Source organism: Candidatus Macondimonas diazotrophica, from assembly GCF_004684205.1.
Classification (GTDB): domain Bacteria; phylum Pseudomonadota; class Gammaproteobacteria; order UBA5335; family UBA5335; genus Macondimonas; species Macondimonas diazotrophica.
Map to the genome: position 1 here is coordinate 58,484 of NZ_SRIO01000012.1, position 21,964 is coordinate 80,447.

At 65.2% G+C, this 21,964-nt stretch carries 18 protein-coding genes and 1 pseudogene; 12 read left to right on the top strand and 7 right to left on the bottom strand.

Annotated elements, in window-relative coordinates:
• Window positions 1-5: 5 nt before the first annotated feature.
• Complete coding sequence (locus E4680_RS09750) at window positions 6-1,943, bottom strand: potassium transporter Kup (protein ID WP_135282221.1); 1,938 nt, start codon at window positions 1,941-1,943, stop codon at window positions 6-8.
• Between the two features lie 186 nt (window positions 1,944-2,129).
• On the opposite strand from E4680_RS09750, the gene E4680_RS09755 reads away from it, so the two are divergent.
• From E4680_RS09755 to E4680_RS09805, 11 genes are read left to right on the top strand one after another with little or no spacing between them, the layout of a single operon-like run.
• Window positions 2,130-3,704, top strand: a complete 1,575-nt coding sequence (locus E4680_RS09755) for an FMN-binding glutamate synthase family protein (protein WP_135282222.1) — start codon at window positions 2,130-2,132, stop codon at window positions 3,702-3,704.
• Between the two features lie 5 nt (window positions 3,705-3,709).
• Complete coding sequence (gene dapF / locus E4680_RS09760) at window positions 3,710-4,546, top strand: diaminopimelate epimerase (RefSeq protein WP_135282223.1); 837 nt, start codon at window positions 3,710-3,712, stop codon at window positions 4,544-4,546.
• A 5-nt stretch (window positions 4,547-4,551) separates the two neighbouring features.
• Window positions 4,552-5,229: a DUF484 family protein gene (locus tag E4680_RS09765; RefSeq protein WP_167792469.1), complete on the top strand. Its 678-nt coding sequence runs from the start codon at window positions 4,552-4,554 to the stop codon at window positions 5,227-5,229.
• The gene (xerC, locus tag E4680_RS09770) at window positions 5,226-6,134 is read left to right on the top strand and encodes a tyrosine recombinase XerC (protein ID WP_135282225.1); all 909 of its coding nucleotides are present in this window, start codon (window positions 5,226-5,228) and stop codon (window positions 6,132-6,134) included. Before E4680_RS09765 ends, xerC begins: the two co-directional genes overlap by 4 nt.
• Before the next feature lie 51 nt (window positions 6,135-6,185).
• Complete coding sequence (gene hslV / locus E4680_RS09775) at window positions 6,186-6,725, top strand: ATP-dependent protease subunit HslV (RefSeq protein WP_135282226.1); 540 nt, start codon at window positions 6,186-6,188, stop codon at window positions 6,723-6,725.
• A 23-nt stretch (window positions 6,726-6,748) separates the two neighbouring features.
• Complete coding sequence (hslU, locus tag E4680_RS09780; RefSeq protein WP_135282227.1) at window positions 6,749-8,077, top strand: ATP-dependent protease ATPase subunit HslU; 1,329 nt, start codon at window positions 6,749-6,751, stop codon at window positions 8,075-8,077.
• Between the two features lie 11 nt (window positions 8,078-8,088).
• Complete coding sequence (locus E4680_RS09785; protein ID WP_135282228.1) at window positions 8,089-8,463, top strand: gamma-butyrobetaine hydroxylase family protein; 375 nt, start codon at window positions 8,089-8,091, stop codon at window positions 8,461-8,463.
• 11 nt (window positions 8,464-8,474) lie between these two features.
• On the top strand, window positions 8,475-9,236 hold the full coding sequence (ubiE, locus tag E4680_RS09790) for a bifunctional demethylmenaquinone methyltransferase/2-methoxy-6-polyprenyl-1,4-benzoquinol methylase UbiE (RefSeq protein WP_135282229.1): 762 nt from the start codon (window positions 8,475-8,477) through the stop codon (window positions 9,234-9,236).
• 2 nt (window positions 9,237-9,238) lie between these two features.
• Window positions 9,239-9,862: a ubiquinone biosynthesis accessory factor UbiJ gene (locus E4680_RS09795; RefSeq protein ID WP_135282230.1), complete on the top strand. Its 624-nt coding sequence runs from the start codon at window positions 9,239-9,241 to the stop codon at window positions 9,860-9,862.
• A gap of 9 nt (window positions 9,863-9,871) precedes the next feature.
• Window positions 9,872-11,524, top strand: coding sequence for a ubiquinone biosynthesis regulatory protein kinase UbiB (gene ubiB / locus E4680_RS09800; protein WP_135282231.1), 1,653 nt, complete (start codon window positions 9,872-9,874; stop codon window positions 11,522-11,524).
• Between the two features lie 25 nt (window positions 11,525-11,549).
• Window positions 11,550-12,068, top strand: a complete 519-nt coding sequence (locus E4680_RS09805; RefSeq protein ID WP_167792470.1) for a DUF2058 domain-containing protein — start codon at window positions 11,550-11,552, stop codon at window positions 12,066-12,068.
• A 31-nt stretch (window positions 12,069-12,099) separates the two neighbouring features.
• Here E4680_RS09805 and ligA read toward each other — a convergent pair whose 3' ends face one another.
• The 3 genes from ligA to smc are packed head-to-tail and all read right to left on the bottom strand — an operon-like array spanning window position 12,100 to window position 18,395.
• Window positions 12,100-14,145: an NAD-dependent DNA ligase LigA gene (gene ligA, locus E4680_RS09810; RefSeq protein WP_135282233.1), complete on the bottom strand. Its 2,046-nt coding sequence runs from the start codon at window positions 14,143-14,145 to the stop codon at window positions 12,100-12,102.
• A complete protein-coding gene (locus E4680_RS09815; RefSeq protein ID WP_135282234.1) occupies window positions 14,142-14,900 on the bottom strand; it encodes a cell division protein ZipA in 759 nt (252 codons plus the stop codon). The genes ligA and E4680_RS09815 overlap by 4 nt, the downstream gene beginning before the upstream one ends.
• Before the next feature lie 3 nt (window positions 14,901-14,903).
• Complete coding sequence (gene smc, locus E4680_RS09820) at window positions 14,904-18,395, bottom strand: chromosome segregation protein SMC (RefSeq protein ID WP_135282235.1); 3,492 nt, start codon at window positions 18,393-18,395, stop codon at window positions 14,904-14,906.
• Between the two features lie 79 nt (window positions 18,396-18,474).
• On the opposite strand from smc, the gene queF reads away from it, so the two are divergent.
• On the top strand, window positions 18,475-18,879 hold the full coding sequence (queF, locus tag E4680_RS09825) for a preQ(1) synthase (RefSeq protein ID WP_240696176.1): 405 nt from the start codon (window positions 18,475-18,477) through the stop codon (window positions 18,877-18,879).
• Window positions 18,880-19,076: 197 nt separating this feature from the next.
• Here the strand turns inward: queF and E4680_RS14620 are convergent.
• The 3 genes and pseudogenes from E4680_RS14620 to E4680_RS09835 form a co-directional block, all read right to left on the bottom strand.
• Window positions 19,077-19,238: pseudogene (locus E4680_RS14620) on the bottom strand (DUF1294 domain-containing protein); the annotation flags it as partial.
• On the bottom strand, window positions 19,205-19,522 hold the full coding sequence (locus E4680_RS09830) for a cold-shock protein (protein WP_205688883.1): 318 nt from the start codon (window positions 19,520-19,522) through the stop codon (window positions 19,205-19,207). The pseudogene E4680_RS14620 and the gene E4680_RS09830, both read right to left, overlap by 34 nt.
• A gap of 116 nt (window positions 19,523-19,638) precedes the next feature.
• Complete coding sequence (locus E4680_RS09835) at window positions 19,639-20,130, bottom strand: hypothetical protein (protein WP_135282236.1); 492 nt, start codon at window positions 20,128-20,130, stop codon at window positions 19,639-19,641.
• Window positions 20,131-21,964: the final 1,834 nt, after the last annotated feature.

Sequence of the window (21,964 nt, forward strand, 5' to 3'; positions counted from 1 at the left end):
GTGGATCAGGCGGTGCGCATCTCGGGCGGTTCGGCCGCGACCCAGATCCCGATCTCGACCGCCCGCTCAGGCGGAATCTTGTAGAAATCGATGGCCCGCATGCTGTTGCGGAACATGAAGGCGTAGATCCGCTCACGCAAGCGCTGATACCAGGAAATGTTGCGGTCGATGACCAGCGTTTCCCGGCCGATGAAAAAGGTGGTCTCCGACAGGTCGATGGACAGTCCCGCCCGCCGCGCCTGCGCCAAAGCGGCAGGCAGGTCCGGACTCTGCATGAAACCGTAATGAATCAGCAGCCGGTCGAAGCCATGACCCAGCGGAGTCCACTCGATGCGCTGGCCCGGGGGCACCCGCGGGGTTTCCTCGATCAACACGGTCAGCAGGATCACGCGCTCATGCAGGGCATGGGTGTGCTTCAGCAGATACTGCAGCGACGGCGGTGCGCCCAGCCGGGGCGCAGTCAGGAAAATCGCCGTTCCCGGCAGCCGAACCGGCTTGTGATGATCGAGGCGGTCGAACAGCGTATCGAGCGGCTCGGATTCGGCGCGCAGCCGGGTGATCAGGTTGCGCCGGCCTTCATCCCAGGTGCGCATGATAAAAAACAGCACGCCCGCAGCACCTAGGGTCACCCAGCCGCCTTCATGCAGCTTGTGCAGATTGGCCAGCAGAAACGGCAGCTCGATGAAGATCAAGGCGCCGGCGATCAACCCCGAAACCGGTCCCGACCAGAGCCAGACCCGCCGCATGGTGAAGTAGATCAATCCCGAGGTGATCAGCATGGTGATGGTAATGGCGACACCATAAGCTGCTGCCAGATTCCCTGAGGTGCGAAACGCCAGAACCAGGGCCATACAGGCCAGCATGAGGGCGAAGTTCGCTGCGGGCGCGTAGATTTGACCGATTTCCGAAGGGGAGGTCTGGACAATGCGCATCCGCGGCATCACACCCAGCTGGATGGACTGCCGCACCAGCGAAAACACGCCGGAAATCAGCGCCTGGGATGCGATGACCGTGGCCAGGGTCGCCAACGCTACAAGCGGATAGAGCGCCCAGCGTGGTGCCAGGGCGTAAAACGGATTCTCGATCGCGGCCGGATCCGCCAGCACCAGCGCGCCCTGCCCGAGATAGTTCAGCACCAGCGCCGGCAACACCAGCACAAACCAGGCCTGGCGAATGGGTCGGCGCCCGAAGTGACCCAGATCGGCGTAGAGTGCCTCGGCGCCGGTCACCACCAAGAAGACGCCGCCGAGCACCAGCAGGGCGGTCTTGCCCTCGCTGAGCAGGAAATTCAGGCCATACCAGGGATTGAGTGCGACCAGAACCCCGGGATTGTGGCTGATTCCCTTGAGGCCGAGAATGGCCAGCGTGGCGAACCACAGCAACATCACCGGCCCGAAGACGGTGCCCACCCGGGCGGTTCCGAACCGCTGCAGTGCGAACAGGATCGCGAGAATGACCAAGGTCAGGGGCACCACGAACGGCCCGGCGGCCGGCGTTGCGATCTTGAGGCCTTCCACGGCGCTCAGCACCGAGATGGCCGGCGTGATCATGCCGTCGCAGTACAGTAGCGCCGCTCCGAACACGCCAAGGGCCATCACCCAGGCCGCCGTTCGGCCCTGCCCCAGCGTCCGCCAAGGATTGAGCAACGCAAGCAAGGCCAGAATTCCGCCCTCGCCACGGTTGTCTGCACGCAGCACCAGGACCTGATACTTCAGGGAGACAATCAGAATAAGCGCCCAAAAGATGAGCGACAGGACACCCAGCACATGCGCTGCGGTTAAAGAAACCCCGAAATGCGGCGAAAAACATTCGCGCAGGGCATACAAGGGGCTCGTCCCGATGTCGCCATACACCACACCCAGCGCCGCAAGCGGCGCCAATCCCGGTGTCTTGGTGATCGAGGCGGGCAAAGCCGGAAGAGACGGCAGATGCGGCGTCTTCATGGAACCGTCCAGGAGCGCAGGAAAGAAAATTGTCGGCAGGTACGTGACATGTAGGGGCGTATGATAGGCCTCATCCCGCGACAAAGGGAGGGGCCTGGACAAGACCGCAGTCCCTGAGCCGTGCAAAACAATGCCAACAGCCCTGCAGTTTGGGCGGGATACACCATCAGCGGAGACGGGATCATCATGGCCATTGGCATCTGGCTCACCGTGGGTTTCGGCATCGCCCTCGCCGCATTGGCGGTGCGCGACATCATCCAGCGACGACATGCCATTTTGCGCATCTATCCCTTGGTCGGGCATTTCCGTTACCTGCTCGAAAGCTTTGGTCCGGAGTTGCGTCAGTACATCGTCACCAGCAATGACGAGGAGCGCCCGTTCAGCCGAAATCAGCGGCGCTGGGTCTATGCCACCGCCAAGCGCCAGAACAATCAATTCGCCTTCGGCACCGACCAGGACCTCGAACACAGCGAGGGCGCGCTCGTCATTCGACACCACACCTTTCCCCTGGCCCAGTTCCATCCCGGCGACGCCGTGGATCAAGCCGGCTATCCGCTACCCTCCGCCAAGGTCATGGGCGCGGCGAGGGAGCGCCGCCACGCCTTCCGTCCGGCGTCGATCGTGAATGTCTCGGGGATGAGCTTCGGTGCGCTGAGCGGCGTAGCGGTCGAAGCCCTGAATCGCGGCGCCCATCTGGCCGGCTGCCTGCACAACACCGGGGAAGGTGGACTCAGCCCCTATCATCACAACGGCGCGGACATCGTCTTCCAGATCGGGACGGGCTACTTCGGATGCCGCGACGAACACGGCGCCTTCAGCCTCGCGGCGCTTCAGCGCACGCTGGACAGCGGCGCGCCGGTGCGGGCACTCGAGATCAAACTCAGTCAAGGCGCCAAGCCGGGCCTCGGCGGACTGCTGCCAGGCGTGAAGGTCACCCCGGAGATCGCCTCGACGCGCGGGATCCGGCCGGGCATCGACTGCAAAAGCCCGGCCCGCCATGGCGCTTTCAGTGATATCGATACACTGCTCGATTTTGTCGAGCATCTGGCTGACGCCACCGGCTTGCCGGTCGGTATCAAATCCGCCGTCGGCGATCCGGATTTCTGGGAAACGCTCGCCTCGCTCATGGCGTCGGGCCAGCGCGGCGTCGATTTCATCACCGTGGACGGCGGCGAAGGGGGCACCGGAGCCGCCCCGCTGGTATTCACCGATCGCGTCGCGCTGCCGTTCAAGGCGGCATTTCCACTGGTCTACAAGATCTTCCACCAGCATGGCCTGACCAGTCGGGTGACCTTCATCGGCTCGGCCCGGCTCGGGTTACCGGATGCCGCGCTGTGGGGGCTCGCCATGGGCTGCGACCTGATCAACGTGGGCCGGGAAGCGCTGCTCGCCATCGGCTGCATCCAGTCTCAGAAATGCCACACGGGACGCTGCCCGACCGGAATCACCACCCATACCCCCTGGCGGACACGCGGTCTGGACCCGGCCCTCAAATCCGTACGGACCGCCAATTACCTCATCGGCCTGCGCCGGGAACTGACCGCACTGGCTCGCGCCTGCGGCGAGATTCACCCGGCACTCATCGGCCTCGAGCGGCTGGCCCTGGTCGAGAACGGCTACCGTATCCAGGATCTCCAGCATATTCTGGATTACGCCCCGGGCATGGGATTGCCCGGCGTGGCCGCACGCGGTGAACTCGACGAGCTGATGCGGCCGTTGTTCGAGGATCGGTTGCGCACACCCACCACACAGGTAAGCTAACCACCATGGGATGGCGATTCACCAAGATGCACGGGCTGGGCAATGACTTCATCGTCATCGATGCTGTACGCCAACCCGTCGAACTTCGACCGGAGCAGGCACGCTGGCTGGCCGACCGCCATTTCGGGGTCGGTTGCGACCAGATTCTGGTGGTGGAGAGTGCTCGGCATCCCGATGCCGATTTCCGCTACCGAATCTTCAATGCCGACGGGGGCGAGGTGAGCCAGTGCGGCAACGGCGCGCGGTGCTTTGCCCGCTTCGTTGTCGAGGAAGGCCTCACCGACCGACGTGAGATCGCGGTGGAAACCGCTTCGGGTCTGCTGCGGCTTTATCTGGAAGGCGACGATGCAGTGCGCGTGAACATGGGCATCCCACGCTTCGATCCCGAGCAGATTCCGCTGCGTGCCGCAGCGCAGGCCACACATTACCGGATCGGTCCCGACGAACAGTGGACCATCGGGGCCGTGTCGCTAGGCAATCCGCATGCCGTGCTGGCGGTCGATTCGGTGGCCACCGCGACGGTCGCGCAAACCGGACCAGCCATCCAGTCGTTACCGGATTTTCCCGAAGGCGTGAACGTCGGCTTCATGGAACACGTGGCGCCGGATCATATTCGCCTGCGGGTCTACGAGCGCGGCAGCGGCGAGACTCTGGCCTGTGGCAGCGGCGCCTGCGCCGCGATGGTCGTCGGCCGGCTGTGGGGCCAGCTCGCACCGGAGGTCAAGGTCGACCTGCCGGGCGGACGACTGCAGATCCGATGGGCAGGAGCGGGCGAACCCGTCTGGATGACAGGCCCAGCGGTGCGGGTCTTCGACGGGCATCTGCCCCATCCGCCGGGCTGATGGCCATGCCGCCGCTTCCGCCGGCTGATCAGGAAGAGCGCGATCGCGTGCTGGCCTACCTGCGTGCCCACCCCACGCTGCTCGACCAGCATCCCGACATCCTGGCCGATCTGGTGATCCCCCACGGCGCTGGACCCAAAGCCGCCTCGCTGATTGAACGGCAGGTCCAGGTGCTGCGCGAACGCAATCTGCGGCTGGAAGGCACGCTGGACGAACTGTTGCGCCACGCACGCCAGAACGAGGCCCTGCTGGACAAGACCCACGAGCTGGCGCTGACGCTGCTGCGGATCCCCGACCTCAAGACCCGCCTGGGCCAGCTGGTGGAGGCGATGGTGCGCCATTTCCATGCCGACATGGTGCGCCTGGCTATGCCCGCCGCCCATCCGGCTCTGCAGCACACACACCTCGACCCGCTTTGCCTGGCGCTGGAAGAGTGGCCCGGTCCGCCGGCGACCGGGGAACCGCGCTGCGGCCCGCTGGAGGCCGCACTGGCCGGATGGATGTTCCGCGCACCCCACCCGCCGCCCGCCTCGGCCGCGCTGATTCCGCTCCCGAAAGGCACCGGCGTGCTCCTCATCGGCAGCCAGGACCCACATCGCTTTCACTTGCACATGGGCACAGCCGTGCTGCGACGCCTGGGCGATCTGGCCGGAGCGGCTTTGGAAGCCGACAGCCCGTCATGAATGACGATCTCGAGGGGTTTCTGACCGGACTGGAGCGCGGTCAGCGGCATTCGGCGCACACTCTCGCAGCCTATCGCCGCGACCTCGGCGCGCTTCGGGACTGGTGCGCAGCGCAACAACTCGAGAGCTGGCCCGACAGCGCGCCACCCCTGCAGCAATGGCTGGCCGAGGGATACACTCGGGGCCTCAATCCCCGCACCTTGGCGCGGCGCTTGTCGGCCGTTCGCAGCTTCTATCGCCACCTGCGCCAAACCGGCCGGATCGGTCACAATCCGGCCCAGCACTTGCGCGCCCCACGCCGCGCCCAGTCACTTCCCGCGCTGCTCGATCCGGACAGCGCCAACCGGCTGATGGAAGATCGACCGCAGACCCCACTGCAGTGGCGTGATCGCGCGTTGTGTGAACTGCTCTACTCCAGCGGCCTGCGCCTCAGCGAACTGGTGGGGCTCGATCTCACCGATCTGGATCTGGCGACGGCCGAGGTTCGGGTCATGGGCAAGGGAAGTCGGATGCGGCAGGTTCCGGTCGGCCGCAAGGCCTGCGAGGCCCTCGAGGCTTGGCTCGGCCGGCGCCCGCAACTGGCGCGCGCCGGGGAGCGCGCGGTCTTCGTCAATCATCGCGGTGCACGGCTCGGTCCGCGCAGCGTGCAGCGCATCCTGGCCCAACGCGCCATCACGCAGGGCTTGCCCCAGCATGTCCATCCCCACCTGCTGCGCCACGCCTTCGCCACCCATCTGCTTGAATCCAGCGGCGACCTGCGGGCGGTCCAGGAGCTGCTCGGCCATCAGCGTCTTTCCACCACGCAGATCTATACCCATCTGGATTTCCAGCATCTGGCGCAAGGCTATGATCGCGCGCACCCGCGCGCCCATCGGCGGCGCCCCAAGCCGGACGGCATGCAGTAGAATCGCTTCTTTGACTTTCCGCCGCCAGCCGGCGCATCAGGACGAGGCGCGATGCAGCAGTTCCACGGCACCACCATTCTTTCGGTACGCCGCGATGGCCGAGTGGCCATGGGCGGCGATGGCCAGGTCTCGATGGGCGACACCGTCATGAAAGCCAACGCGCGCAAGGTTCGCCGGCTCTACCGAGAACGCGTTCTGGCCGGTTTCGCCGGTGGCACGGCAGATGCCTTCACCCTGTTCGAACGCTTCGAGGCCAAACTCGAGGCCCACAGCGGCCACCTCACACGCGCCGCCGTGGAACTCGCCAAGGACTGGCGCACCGACCGGATGCTGCGCCGGCTGGAAGCCTTGATGTGCGTCGCCGACGCCCAGGCCTCCTTGATCATCACCGGCAACGGCGATGTCATCGAGCCCCCCGATGCCATCATGGCCATCGGATCGGGCGGCAACTACGCTCTCGCCGCCGCACGTGCCCTCGTGACCGAGACGACACTGCCGGCCCGCGATATCGTGGAGAAAAGCCTGCATATCGCCGGCGACATCTGCGTTTATACCAACCACCAGCTCACCATCGAAGCCCTGGACGCCTGAGGCGTCGGGCGAGGAACGATTCCATGTCCCAGATGACCCCGCGGGAAATCACCGAGGAACTGGACAAGCACATCGTTGGCCAGCAGGCCGCCAAGCGCGCCGTGGCCATCGCGCTGCGCAATCGCTGGCGGCGCCAGCAGGTGCCTGCGCCCTTGTCCCACGAGATCACCCCCAAGAACATTCTCATGATCGGTCCGACCGGCGTCGGCAAGACCGAAATCGCACGGCGCCTGGCCAAGTTGGCCCGGGCACCCTTCGTCAAGGTCGAGGCAACCAAGTTCACCGAAGTGGGGTATGTGGGGCGAGACGTCGACACCATCATCCGCGACCTGGTGGAAATGTCTTTCAAGATGACGCGTGAACGAGCAATCGCAGGGGTACGGATGACGGCCGAGGATGCGGCCGAGGAACGCATTCTCGATGCCCTGCTCGGCGTCTCGCGCGGAATGGCCGCAAGCGGCAAGGATCAGAGCGATACCCGCCAGAAGATGCGCAAGATGCTGCGCGAAGGCACGCTCGACGACCGCGAAATCGAAATCGAGGTCCGCGCGCCGTCCGTGGGCATGGAAATCATGGCACCGCCCGGCATGGAGGAGATGACCAGCCAGCTGCAGTCGATGTTCCAGAACCTGGCCGGCAATCTGCAAAGCCGGCAGCGGCGCCTGACGGTGAAGGAGGCGCTGGCCGCGCTGACCGAAGAAGAAGCGGCGCGCCTGGTCAACGAGGAAGACATCAAGCAGCAAGCCGTGCGCCACGCCGAGGAAAACGGCATCGTGTTCATCGATGAAATCGACAAGGTGTGCCGGCGCGCCGACCACACCTCCGGCGCCGATGTCTCGCGCGAAGGCGTGCAGCGCGATCTGCTACCACTGGTGGAAGGCAGCACGGTCAGCACCAAGTACGGCACGCTGCGCACCGATCACATCCTGTTCATCGCCTCGGGTGCCTTCCACGTCGCGAAGCCTTCCGACCTCATCCCCGAACTGCAGGGCCGCCTGCCCATCCGGGTGGAACTGCAATCCCTCGAGGTGGAGGATTTCGAACGCATTCTCACCGAGCCCGATGCCGCGCTCACGCGCCAGTACCAGGCCCTGCTCGCGACCGAAGGCGTGAAGCTGGAATTCGATCCGACCGGTATCCGCCGTCTGGCCGAAGTCGCCTTTGAGGTGAACGAACGCACGGAGAACATCGGCGCCCGCCGGCTGCATACGGTATTGGAGCGATTGCTGGAATCGATTTCCTATGACGCACCCGATCACGCCGGTACGGCCGTGTTTGTCGACGCCGCCTATGTGGAACGCCATTTGGCTGAAGTAGCGCGGGACGAAGACCTCAGTCGCTATATCCTCTGAGGGAGGATGCCATGGACACCGCCGACACCCCACGCCTGACCGCCTTGACCCTGCATCGCGCCTCTCGGGTCCTGGAGGCAACCTTCGACAACGGCGAGGTGTTTCAGCTGCCCTGCGAATACCTGCGGGTCTTCTCGCCGTCCGCCGAAGTGCGCGGCCATGGCGCCGGGCCGGGGCTGCTGGTGGCCGGCAAGGAAAGCGTCAACATCCGCGCGATCGAGCCCACCGGCCATTACGCGGTACGCCTCGTGTTCGATGATGGCCACGACAGCGGCATCTACACCTTCGCCCAGCTCTACGCCTTGGGCAAGGCGCAATCGACCAACTGGGACGCCTACCTGGCCCGACTGCAGGCGGCCGGCTACGTTCGCAAACCGCAACCTTGAGGACATCGCCCATGACTCCGGACCAGCCACCCGGCGACGATACCGACTTCGGCTTCGAGCGAGTGCGCCGCGAGGACAAGCAGCAGCGGGTCCGCGGCGTGTTCGACTCGGTGGCCACACGCTATGACCTGATGAATGACCTCATGTCGATGGGGCTGCACCGGGTCTGGAAGCGCTTCACGGTCGCCCTGGCCGGTATCCGCCCCGGCGAACGCGTGCTGGATCTGGCCGGGGGAACGGGCGATCTGGCCGGCGCCTTCCTGCCGAAGGTCGGCCGCGACGGCTGGGTGGTCCTGAGCGACATCAACGCCGCCATGCTCTGGCGCGGCCGCGAGCGGCAGGTGGACGCCGGCCATGCCGGCAACCTGATGTACGTCCAGGCCAATGCCGAGGCTCTCCCCTTTCCCGATGCCTCCGTCGACTGCATCACCATCGGCTTCGGCCTGCGCAACGTCACCGACAAGGCCACCGCACTGCGCGAAATGGTGCGTGTGTTGCGCCCCGGCGGCCGGGCGCTGGTGCTCGAGTTTTCGCAGCCGCGCCTGGCGCCCCTCAAGCCGGCCTATGACTGGTACTCCTTCAATATCCTGCCGCGTCTGGGCCGAATGGTCGCGGGGGATGCCGACAGCTACCGCTATCTGGCTGAAAGCATTCGCATGCATCCCGATCAGGACACCTTGAAATCGATGATGGTGGAAGCCGGCTTCGCACACTGCCAGTATTTCAATCTCACGGGGGGCATCGTTGCCGTCCATCGGGGATTCCGGACCTGACCATGGCCATCAATGACACCTTGCCACTGGCCCTGCTGGAGCAGGGGTTGAATTACAGGCTGCGCGGCAGTCCCGCGGCCGAACGCCTGCTTGAACGCCTGCAGGGCCGGATGCTGGCCCTGCAGGCCCGGGATCTGAATCGATCGCTCTACCTGCTCGCACATCGCAGCGGGCTGCAGGTCCTGGCGCAATCCGACGAACCCGCCCAGGCCACCCTGTCCGGCAGCCTGGCCAGTCTTTCGCGTCTGGCGGGCGCCAACACCGGCCGATTACCCGAGGGTGTCGCTCTGGAGGGCGACATCGAGATCGCCGAGGGGTTTTCGCAGTTGATTGTCCTCGCCCGTCCCGATCTGGAATCGCTGCTGTCGTCAGCCTTTGGCGATGCCCTGGCCCATACGGTGGGCACCGGTCTGCGCCGCGCCGGAACCTGGATCCGGCGCAGCCTGCTCAGCCTGGGTCAGGACACCAGCGAGTATCTGCGCTACGAGACCGACCTTCTGCCGGACCGTCCCGAAGTCACCGCCTGGATGGACGAAGTCGATCGCCTGCGCGACGATGTCGCACGACTCGCCGCGCGCGTGGCGCGGCTGCAGGACGAGACGACGCCCTCTGACCCCGCCCCGTAAGGACGCTGCATGTTCCGAGCCACGCTGCGCATTCTGCAAGCCACCCGGGTGGTGCTGCGCTATCGCCTGGACGATACGCTGTTCCGCTGGCCACCCCTGCAGCCGTTCGGATGGATTCGCTATGTCCTGCCATGGCACTGGCGCCGCGAGGACCGTCCCCTGGGCATGCGACTGCGTCTGGCCCTGGAGGAACTCGGACCCGTGGCGATCAAGCTGGGTCAGGCCCTGGCCACGCGCCGCGACTTGCTGCCCCTGGATGTCGCCGATGAGCTTGCTCGGCTGCAGGATCGTGTGCCACCGTTCCCCGGCACCATCGCCCGGCGCATTCTGGAGGAAACCTATGGGGCGCCCGTCGAACGGATATTCGACGAGTTTTCCGAGACCCCGCTGGCGGCGGCTTCCATTGCCCAAGTCCACGCCGCACGGCTGAAGGATGGCCGCCAGGTGGTGGTGAAGCTGCTGCGGCCCGGTGTCGAGGACCGGATTCGTCAGGATCTGCGGGTGATGTATCTGCTGGCCAATTTCATCGAACGCTTCGTTCCCGATGGCCGGCGTCTCCACGCCCGCGAGGTCATTGCCGACTACGAAAAGACCATTCTCGATGAGCTCGACCTGGTGCGCGAAGGGGCCAATGCGGCGCAGACCCGACGCAATTTCGAGGATCGGCCGATCCTCTATGTTCCTCTGGTGCATTGGGAATGGACGCGCCGGCATGTGCTGGTGATGGAGCGCATCCATGGCATCCCGATCAGCGACATTGCCGCACTCAAGGCCCGCGGCGTCAATTTCCGCTTTCTAGCCGAACGCGGCGTGGAGATCTTTTTCACCCAGGTGTTCCGGCACAACTTCTTCCACGCCGACATGCACGCCGGCAATATCTTCGTGGACACCCGCGACCCCCAACGGCCGGGTTACCTCGCGGTGGATTTCGGCATCGTCGGTACCCTGGGCCGCGAAGACCAGCGCTACATCGCCCATAACATCTATGCCTTTTTCAACGGCGACTACCGGCGCGTGGCCGAGCTGCATGTCGCCTCCGGCTGGGTTCGACCCGATACCTGCGTCGAGGATCTCGAATCGGTGATCCGGACACTGTGCGAGCCGATCCTGTTCCGCCCCTTCAAGGACATCCATCTCGATCAGCTGCTGTTGCGGCTGTTCGAGATCGCGCGGCGCTTCGACATGGAAGTGCAACCCCAGCTGGTATTGCTGCAGAAAACCCTCGTCCAGATCGAAGGACTGGGCCGCCAGCTCTATCCGGATCTCGACCTGTGGAGTACGGCCAAGCCCTTCATGGAGCGCTGGATGCGCGAGCAGCTCGGTCCCCGCGGCATCTACCGCGAATTCAAGGAACGCCTGCCCGATCTCGCCCAGCGCCTGCCGCTGTTGCCGCTCACCCTCGACCATGCCCTGCAGGCCGTTACCGAGCTCCCTGCCCGGCAAGAGGCGCTGTCGCAACAGCTATATCGTGTCGAACAGCGGCTGCCCGGCCGGCGCAGCGGCGCCTGGACCGGATTCGGCGGTACACTCTTGCTACTCGCCGGCTTCATCGGCGGCGTGGCCGGGGGCACACACGCGTTCGCAGGCCCTCCGGCCTTGCTGACCGCAGCCCTGCTGGCTACCTTCGGGCTATTCAGCCTGCATCGCGCCCGGCGCACCTGACCTCCAGCGAAGAGGAATGACATCCATGGCGAATCTGCTGCAGGAACAAATGCTCAAGGCCGGTCTGATCAAGCCGGACCAGCTCAAGAAAGCCGCCAAGGAAAAACGGCGTGATCAACGCCCCAACGCGGCGGAGTCGGCGGCCGAAAAGGCTCAACGGGAGAAAGTGGCACGCGATCGGGCGCGCAATCTGGAGCGCAAGGCCGCCCAGGAACGCAAAGCCAAGGCAGCCGAGATCCGCCAGCTGATCCTGGCGCACAAACTCGACCGCAGCAAGGCTGACATCCCCTACCAGTTCCTCGATGGCGGCAAGATCCGCAAGCTCTATCTGGAGCAAGGCCAGCGCGAGCAGCTGATGGCGGGCCGGCTGATCCTGGTGCGCATGGGCGAGCGCTTCGAGGTGGTCCCACCACCGATCGCCGAAAAAATCGCTCAGCGTGATCCGGCGCGGGTCGTGACGCTGGATACCGCCCCGCCGGAATCGCCCCCGACGGCAGACGATCCCTATGCCGACTACCCGGTTCCCGACGACCTGATGTGGTAAGCGCCGGTCCGGGACGTTGTCCGGAGGCGCGTCAGCCTTCGTTCAGGAGCGCCTGGAAAGCCGCCTCGTCGAGCACCGCAACGCCCAGGGCGCGCGCCTTGTCGAGCTTGCTGCCCGGATCGTCACCGGCCACGACATAGTCGGTCCGTGCCGACACGCTGCCGCTCACGGTCCCGCCACGCGCCTGAATCTCGGCCGTGGCCGCTTCCCGGGTAAAGCCCGCCAGGGTGCCCGTCAACACCACCCGCTTGCCCCGCAAAGGGCTGGCCTGCGCTGCTGGGTCCGGCGCCGGAGCAGCCACCGGCGCCCAGTGAACGCCCGCCGCGCGCAGCCGCTCGATCACCTCGCGGTTATGCGGCTCGCGGAAAAACGCCGCGATCTGGGCACTGACGACCGGCCCGACATCCGGAACCGCCTGCAGGGCTCCCTCGTCCGCCGCCATCAGCGGCTCGAGATCGCCGAAATGAAGCGCCAGGCTTCGGGCGGTGGCCTCCCCGACCTCCGGAACGCCCAGGGCATACAGGAACCGCGACAGTGTCGTGGCGCGGGATCGATCAATGGCGGCCACCAGATTGGCCGCTGACTTTTCGCCCTGACGCGGCAGGCTGGCGATGTCCTCGGCGCTCAGGCCGTACAGGTCGGCCGGATCATGGACGCGGCCCGCTTCGACCAACTGATCGACCAGTTTCTCGCCCAGGCCCTCGATATCCATGGCCCGGCGCGAAGCGAAATGGCGCAGTGCTTCCTTGCGCTGTGCAGGGCAGGTGAGCTGGCCGCTGCAACGCGCAATGACCTCGCCTTCGGGGCGCACCACGGCGGCGCCGCACTCCGGGCAATGCGTGGGGAGAGTCACCGCGACGGCATCGGCCGGACGCGCTTCGGTCAGCACCCGGACCACTTCGGGGATCACATCGCCCGCACGACGGATGACCACGGTATCGCCGATGCGAACATCCTTGCGCTGCAGCTCGTCGAAATTGTGCAGGCTGACATTGCTCACCGTGACCCCGCCCACCACGACCGGGGCGAGCCGCGCAACCGGCGTCACGGCGCCGGTGCGCCCGACCTGGAATGCCACGGCCTGAATCTGTGTGGTCGCCTCCTCGGCTGGATATTTGTGCGCCAAGGCCCAGCGCGGCGCCCGTGAGACGAAACCGAGTCTGCGCTGGGCATCGAGGTCATCGACCTTGTAGACGACCCCGTCGATCTCGAAATCGAGCGAGTCCCGCCGCGCCTGCATGCGATGGTAGTAATCCAGCAGACCCGTCACGCCATGCACCCGTTCATTGAGGGTACAGACCGGCAAACCCCAGTCGCGCAGGCAGGCCAGACGATCGAAATGGGTATCGGGCAGCCTGGCATCCGAGGCCCCGGCGCCCAAGGCGTAGGCAAACCAGCGCAGCGGCCGGCGCGCACTCACCCGTGCGTCGAGCTGGCGCAGACTGCCGGCGGCCGCATTACGCGGATTGGCGAACACGCGCTCATCCGCCGCGCGCAGGCGCGCATTCATGGCGTCGAAACCGGCGCGCGGCATATAGACTTCGCCGCGCACCTCCAATTCACGCGGCCATCCCGACCCGTTCAGGCGCAGCGGCACGCTGGGCACGGTTCGCAGGTTGGCCGTGACGTCCTCTCCGGTATAGCCATCCCCGCGGGTGGCACCTCGCACCAGCCGGCCGTCTTCATACAGCAGGCTCACCGCCAACCCGTCGAGTTTGGGCTCTGCGCAGTAGGTGACGAGACCGTCCAGACCCAGGCGCTCACGCACCCGGCGGTCGAATGCCTCCACTTCACCGTCCTGGAAGGCGTTTTCCAGCGACAGCATCGGCTCGCGATGGGTCACGCTGAGGAACGCGGGCGAGGGCGCGCCACCGACGCGCTGAGTGGGTGAGTCCGGGTCGATCAGCGTGGGCCATTGGGCTTCCAGCGCCTGCAGCCGGCGCATCAGCCCGTCGTATTCGGCATCGGAGATTTCGGGGTGATCGAGGACGTAGTAACAATGATCGTGGTAGCGGATCGCCGCGCGCAGACGGGTGATCTCGGCCTGCGCCTCGGCGCGATCGGAAGCCCCCCTCATGTCTCCGCCGGCAGCTCATCCAGCAGGCTTTGGAAGCTCATCGCCGTCAGCGGCGCGCGGCGCGCGTCGAGCACCTCGCCGCCCAGGCGATCGGCCAGGCTCAGCGCTGCACGGTGCATTGCGGCCAAGATATCCCGCGCGGTCCAGGGGCCGGGCAACACCGCAAAGACGGTCAGGCCGGGCGTGCGCAACTGATCCAGGGCCGACAGATCGAAATTGCCGGGCTCCACCGCATTGGCCACGCAATACACCGTGCGGGCGTCTTGCTCGGACAGGCAATAGAAGATGTCGCGCTCGCCCGGAACCAGACGCAGCTCGCGAAAGGCCCGGTCCAGATCCGTACCGGAAAACCCGGCCGGATCCCGCGCCATGACATAAAACACCAGTACCCGGCCGGCATGGCGGGTTTCGCGGCGAGCGGGCGAGCGCGGTGCAGGTTCCAACACCGGAGCCGCCAATGCACTCCGGCCCGCAGCCGCTTCGACCTGGGGCGCCGGCTCCCGATCGGGCTCGCTTGCGACCGCCTCTTCCGGCTCATCCAGCTCTGCGCGATCCGCCCACATCTCGGGAATCTCGGCCGATTCCACCTCATCGGCGTCATTCTCCCAGCTCCCGTCCTCTTCCCAGGCCGGCTCGTGCCGGTGCGCATCGTCCTCACGGTTGGTCTTGCGGGACTGTGTCCAGCGCCAGTGGGCATAGACCCCAGCCAACACGACGAGTCCAGCGATGAAGATCAATCCCTGCAATCCACTCATGGCTTACCTATTGTCCTGTGATTCCACCCAGGCACTGGCCCGTTCCAGATCGACCGCCACCATGCGGGATACCCCCGGCTCCTGCATGGTGATCCCGATCAGGTGTTCGGCTGCCGTCATGGTGGTCTTGTTGTGAGTGACAAAGATGCACTGTACCCGTTCCGCCATCTCCCGCACCAGATCGCAGAAGCGGCCGACATTGGCCTCATCCAGCGGCGCGTCGACCTCGTCCAGCATGCAGAAGGGCGCCGGATTGAGCTCGAAGATGGCAAACACCAGTGCTACCGCAGTCAGCGCCTTCTCTCCACCCGAGAGCAGGTGGATGGAGCTGTTGCGCTTGCCCGGGGGGCGGGCGATGACGCGGATGCCGGGCAACAGGTTGCCGTCGCCCTCCAGCTCCAGCCGCGCTTCCCCGCCGCCGAACAGCTTGGGGAACGTGGCCTGGAACACGCCGTTCAACCGCTCGAAGGTTTCGGCGAACAGCGCGCGGGTTTCCCGGTCCATGCGCCGCATGGCGGATTCCAGGGTTTCCAGCGCTTCGGTGAGATCGGCATGCTGCGCCTCCAGCCCATCGATCCGGCCGGACAGTTCGGCATGATCCTCGACGGCGGCGAGATTCACCGCGCCCATGCGCTCGATGCGCCGGGCAAGGGATTCGCTGTCTGCCACCAGCTTTTCCTCGGTGTCACGCGCATCGAGCCGCGCGGCTGCGGCCACGGGGTCCTCGCCCTGCGCCGTGAGCCACTCGGCGAGATCCTCGCTGCGCAGGCGGGTTTCCTGATGACGCAGGCCCAACGCTTCGAGTTCGGTGTCTTGCGCCTTGATCTGGTAGCCGAGGCTTTGGGCGTGCAGCCGGTGCTGCTGCAGGGCCTGATCCGCTGTTTCCAGCTCACGCCGCGCGCCGCGCAGCTCGGCATCGATGCGTTCGCGTTCGGCGCGCGCCTCCGTGAGCGTGGTTTCAAGCGCCTGCAGCGGGTCTTGGCGCGCGGCTTCATCGGCCTCGAGCTCGGCCAGACGCACGCTCAGCCGCTCGGCTTCGGCGTGCAGCGCCTGCTGGCGCAGCGTCTGAGCACGCCCCTCGCCCTGAGCCCGTTCGAGCAGAAGGTTGAGTTCGTGATGACGCCGGTCGAGCACCGTGTGCTCCTGCGCCAGGGCGTCGCGGCGATCGGCCGCTTCGCGGCGCCGCCCGGTCTGCCGATCGAGCTCTGCCCGGCTCGCCGCGATGCGCTCATCGAACGCCGCCAGCGCGGCACGCGCCTGCACCGCCGCAGTGTCCAAGGCGGCCTGCTGCTCCGCGATCTCGGCTTCTTCCCGCTGGCGCCGCGCCACCTGCGCCTCGGCCTGCGTGGCCGCGAGCTGGGCTCGCTCCAGACTGTGGCGCGCGGCCGCGTGGGCCTGTTGGGCGCCGCGTAACGCCCCCTCGGCCGTCTGGCGAACGCCGTCCTGCGCGGTCAGCGCCGCCAGCGCCGACTCGTGCGCCTCACGCGCCGCATTCACTTTTTCTTCGCATTCGGCCGTCTCCCGGCACACCTCGCGCCACTGACGCTCCCGCACCAGCACGCCCTCGGCGCCGGCGGCACTGGCGCGACCGCCCCGGACCCAGCCCGGACCCAGCCACCAACCCTCGGGCGTGATCACCGATTCATGGGACGCCAGCACGGCCACCCGGCCGCGCGCCGTCGCAAGGTCGGGCGCCAGGTGCACGGTGGCCAGCGCGTGCGCGAGAACACCGGCGCCCTGCACCTGTCCCGCCAAGCGGTCCGCGCATCCGGCCGGTACGGCGGGATCCAGCCAGGCCAGTGCGGGACCGTCCGGATCAGTGTCCGCCCGCAGATGCGTCAGGGGATCGTCCAGCACCTGGGCGTGCAGCCAGTGCGCCAACACGGTTTCCACCGCCCGCTCCCAGCCCGGCGTCACCGTCATGCACTCGATCAGCGGCGCCGCGGCGGACGGGGCCGCGGGTCCCGCCGGCGCTGCCTTGGGCTTGTGCTGACGACGCAGGGCCTCGAGCGCTGCACGATGCCCGCGAGCGCGCTGCCAGTCGCCTCGCGTCTGATCGAGTACGCGCCGAGCCGATTGCTCGACTTCCCGCTGCCCGGCACAAGACGCGCTCGCCTGCTCCAGCGCGATCCTTGCCGTGGCCTCCCGCGTTGCGGCCTGTTCGAGGGCCACCTCGGCAGCGCGCACCGTCGCCATCAGCGCGGCTGCATCCGGCACCGCCTCGCCCTGCAGGCGCTGCAGCCGCCGCGCGCACTCGGCCAGCCGTTGCTGCAGCTGATCGGCCTGGGCAGCAGCCCCGGTCTGCTCGCGGCGCAGACGCTCCCAGGCGCCGCGCGCCGCTTCCATCGCCTGATCGATCTGCCTCAGCTGCGCCGCCTGTTCGGCTTGCGCCGCCTGCGCCGCGCGCCGCTGGGTGTCGAGCTCCGCAAGCTGTGGGCCCAGCTCGGCCACCTGTGCCTGCGCCTGATCGGCCAGCGCCGCCGTCGCCGCCCGTTCACGGCCCAGGTCATCCAGACGGGTACGCAGTTGTTCATGCTCGGCGCGCGCTCGCGCGGCGGCGGCTAACTGGTGATCGCGCTCCTGCTCGAGGCGGGCGAGCGTGGCGCCGACCGTGAAATGGCGCTGCTGCAGCGACTCGAACGCCCGGGATGCGGCGAGACGCGCCTCATCCTGCCGCTGCTGCTCGGCCTCCCCCCGCGCCAGCTCGGCCTCGAGTTCGGCCCGAATCGATTCATGCCGCCCGCGCTCGGCCGCGAGCCCGGCGAGCTCGTCCTGGCGCTGGCGCCAGCGCCAGGCTGCGAGCCGGATGGCGACCGCACGCTGACGTTCGCGCAGCTCCAGGAACTGCCGCGCGCTCTGCGCCTGACGCGCCAGGGTCTGCAACTGCCGACCGAGCTCCTCGCGCACATCGCCGAGGCGGGCCAGATTGTCGCGGGTCTGGGCAATGCGGGTTTCGGTTTCCCGGCGCCGCTCGCGATAGCGCGAGACCCCCGCGGCCTCCTCGACCAGCGTGCGCAGCTCTTCCGGACGCGCTTCGATCAGGCGGCTGATCATGCCCTGCTCGATGATGGCGTAGCTGCGCGGGCCGAGACCCGTGCCGAGGAACAGGTCGGTGACATCGCGCCGGCGGCAGCGGGTGTCGTTGAGGAAGTACTGCGACTGGCCGTCGCGGCTCAGCACCCGGCGCACCACGATCTCGCGATAGCGCCCCCACGGCCCGTCGAGCCGACCGGCGCTGTTGTCGAAATGCAGTTCGATGCTGGCCTGGGCGATGGGCGCGCGGCTGCCCGAGCCGTTGAAGATGACATCGGCCATGGCGTCGCCGCGCAGATGGCGCGCGGCGCTCTCCCCCATCACCCAGCGCACGGCATCGATCAGGTTGGACTTGCCGCAACCGTTGGGCCCGACGATGCCGACCCGGTTGCCGGGAATGGGGATCAGAGTCGGTTCGACGAAGGATTTGAATCCGGCCAGCCGGATGGCAGTCAGACGCATGGAACGATCGGCACGTCGGAGAGGCTCGCCATAGATGGGATATAATGCTCGGCTCGATTTTGCCTAGGATGGCCACGCCATGTCCATGCCCGCCCCCGGCGCACCCACGCCCGCGCTGCTCGAAACCTTTCCCAACCCGCACCCGGAACGCGATTACACCATCCGCATCCGGATGCCCGAGTTCACCTGCCTGTGCCCCAAAACCGGCCAGCCGGACTTCGCCGTGCTGCATCTGGAATACGTCGCCGATCAGCGCTGCGTGGAACTCAAGTCGCTCAAGCAGTACATCTGGGCCTATCGCGACCAGGGCGCCTTCCACGAGGCCGTGACCAACCGCATCCTCGGCGACCTCGTCACCGCCTGCGCCCCGCGCGCCATGCGGCTCACCGCCGAATTCAACGTGCGCGGCGGCATCTACACCCACGTCGTCGTCGAACACCGCGCCCCGGGCTGGACCCCGCCCGCCCCGCTGCATCTGCCCTGATTCCGTCGTCGCCCCGGCGCCGGCGCGCCGCACTGTTCACACAGTCAGGCACCGACACTCCTCCCCCGCGGTGCTTGATTGTCTACTGAGATGTGAAGTCGGCAGGTATCCGCCGGGGGGCCTTTGAAGGTAATAACGGAATGCCGCCTGTGATCATCCAGGTGGCCGGTTCGTTGTGGCGTTGCGCTTGCCCGTCGTTAGCCCGCGACTGACCGGATACATGCGCCGGCCAGGAAATATCCGGTGATGTTCAACGCCACCGTGGCCCAGAAGACCGAACGGAATTCCCTCTTCGAGGATTTGTGCCTCAGCGTATGCTGGGCAATCAACGCTCCCGGCCACCCACCGAAAACAGCGGAATGAGCAAGAGACTGGCCTTGCCCCGTTGAGCCGTTGTCCGATTCCTGCGCATGGGGGCTCGCGCTGCTCGCTTTACACCAATAACTTCTACGTCGACCGCGCGCCGCTTGCCTTGGGGGCCAGGCCTTACCTGGAAGCTCACGCGCTGATTCACCTGCGGGCGCCCAGCAAAAGTATTGAACGCCTTGATGTGCACGAAGACGTCCGGCCCGCCTTGAGCCGGCTGGATGAAGCCGAATCCGCGTTCATCATTCCAGGATTTGATGGCTCCGTTGAAGCGCATCGTTTGTATTTCCTGACGGCAAACGTCGATCGATATGAAACCAATCAGCGGTTTCTGCGAAGGTGAGGCCGATAACGCCGTGGCTCAGCAGCCGGTCCGCTGGAGCCGTTGTTGGACTACGGCTTCTTGAGGAGTGAAAGGACTACCCATCCGGACCTTCCGAAATGCTTTCCTTCCATGATTCTGACAAGGCGCCGCTCAAAGCCTCTGTCGATGATTCTTGCCTTCGTTCCACTGGGAACCGAGAACAACGATCCGCTAGCCTCCATCTGTGCCATCCCCAAGTAGTCCTTAGCGATCGCGAGCTTCATAAACGCTCCGTAGGCTTGCTCGTTATCGGCGAGTAGGACCACGCCCTCGCTCACGACCAGCAGAACATCGTCACCGGGATGAAATACTTCGCTTGGCGCTCCGGAAACAGGTGTGCCAACCGATACTTTGCTTTTCGTACCGGAAGAGACGCCAATGAACATGGCAAGAATGAAGACACCAAGAACAATGGTGCCGTAGATCATGCTCAGTGATTTTACCTTCCCTGCGCACTTCGGACGCGCAGCAGCACCGTACCTGACCTCGTTACCGCACTTCTTGCACTTATCAATAGCCATCGTCCTCTCCCTCTGAGTAGATCTAACATCGAAGCTCAGGAGAGCTGCGCCGCATCATCGCGCAGCGTCCCTTCGAGCGCAGTTCAGGATTTGCACTACGGTCAAGCGACGCTTTAGGTCAGCATCTGACGACTCAAGTTCGGCGACTTCTCGCACCGAACTGACGACGGCCTCCGCCATAGTTATCTATACCTCTTCATTTGTTGAGAAAAAGACCCAGAATCGGAGCCTTTTCAACAGCTCACACGAGAACCAGCATGATGGCAATTGTCTGAACACAGATACCCCGACGCTGGAAGTAAGGAGCACGTAGCCGGCTTGCCGACGAAGCGTTCGCTTGGCTAAAACTTAGTCGGCATTGGCAGCGAACTTCCTAAATGCCGGGCTGCTTCCCATGCGTACAACGCCGCATGTGGTACGGGCATAGGCACATTTCAGAGGATGCCCCGGCTTCGCGGACGGCTACTGACCATACACAGTGACCGACTCTCGGGACTCGAGCCTGCGAGGCCATGGTCCGTGGTCGATAAGTACGGGCCGGGTGCACACACTGCGTGAGTCTATGCCTTTGTAAAAAACACCAGCTTCTTTCACGGTAACTGCAAAGGCACTGAGGTTCGTAATTTCTATACAAAAGGTTAGCTGTTTATCTACGCCCCCATAAGGTATCGCGAGCATTGGAACAATCCTCAGTTTTACTCGCGTTCGATCAATCTGATGCCACGTATTGATGAGACCAAGCACCGCCCCTAGAACAGCCAATGCCAGTGTGGCCGCTTCAAGAACTGTCATCGTCACCAAGCCCAACGTAGAGGCAACGGCCGCTGTGCCGCATCATGGCGCAGCACCCAGCGACCGAAGGAGCAAGGTCGATCGCCATTTTAGGGCTGAGACGCCAAAACACTGTTGCGTCAAAAATTTGGCTATTTCTTTATGCGCACGAATTCCTCAATTACGCGGACTATTTCGCCTTCTTCAAGCGCGACCTCTTTGCGACTTATGGTTATCACAGTGGAGCGCTTATCTGTGAGAAACTTAACAAGAAGTGCTGCAATGACAGTCGACGGTACTGACGCGGCAACTTGGAATATTGCCGTAGCCCATGCCTCTGAAATATCTCTGCGCTCCATGATGGGTAATATCTCTACAGACACCCCAGGAGGCAACTCCTTTCCACGGAGCGACAAGATCATTGGCAAGTGTTTCGAGCGAACGTGTATTTCCATGGGATCCCCTAATGGTCGGAGTTAGGTGACCTGAATTTTTTCCGATGGCCGATCCAGATCCTCCTGAGGGGTCGGAACTGTGCGAACGCGCGCGTGAGCTTTTGGGGGCGCGCCAGTACAAAAACTACGCATAGAAATCGCACTTTGACTGAGCACGACGGTAGATCCAATTGCACGGACAGCGTCCTCCCGCAGAGATGTTTCGGCGGCTTCTGGGCATTCTTGAACAATTTTCCGACGGGTGGCCGGGGGCAGAGACGTATAAGCAGGCGAAGGAAGCGCGCCCGTCTCTGTATCAGGACCCCGGATAACGGATTCATCCGGACTGGAAATGGATCGGAAAACTCACGGAGGAAAATTGGTGAGGAAGCTGGCGGCGAGGCGTTCACATCCCCTTGATGGAGCTTCTAAAAGATCAAGGGCGCTTGTCGCCTTGCGGTTGAGCCACTGGCCGCGCACAGGAACAGGGCTGCTTCAGTCGGCTTGCGTCATTGTCGACGCCCAACCGCGAGTGCGCGAGACGGCTTCGCGCCAGCGGGCCAGACGCGTGGCCGCTTCATCGCGTGAGATGGCCGGCTCGAAGGTGCGCGCGGATTGCCAATAGGCAC